This window comes from Bacillus sp. GbtcB14, assembly GCF_019091205.1.
GTDB classification, from domain to species: domain Bacteria; phylum Bacillota; class Bacilli; order Bacillales; family Bacillaceae_G; genus Bacillus_A; species Bacillus_A cereus_AG.
Genome location: NZ_JAGXJT010000130.1, coordinates 1 through 276, shown reverse-complemented (window position 1 = coordinate 276; position 276 = coordinate 1). Strand labels below are relative to the sequence as shown.

Genomic DNA, 276 nt, shown 5'->3' with positions numbered 1-276 from the left:
AGATTGTCCGGGACAGCAATATGATGCTCAAAGCGAAAGTGTCATCCTCCCCGCGGGGCGAGTCCTTCGTCGGCATGAATGCTCTGCTTGATTTCAACTGGAGATTCGCCACAAACGGAATTGAGCTGACAGAGGATGAATTCAATGAGCTCGTCGCAAACAACAGACGTCTCGTCAACATCCGCGGCCAATGGGTGAAAATTGATCCTCAATTCATTAAACAAATGAAAAAACTGATGGAAAAAGCGGAATCTGAGGGCCTCCACATGTCCGACG

1 protein-coding gene is annotated in these 276 nt (G+C 48.6%); it reads left to right on the top strand.

Annotation, left to right across the window (positions count from 1 at the left end; translation table 11 throughout):
• The coding region (locus KVT31_RS29550) for an SNF2 helicase-associated domain-containing protein (protein ID WP_217613727.1) at positions 1-276 on the top strand (276 nt) is incomplete at both ends.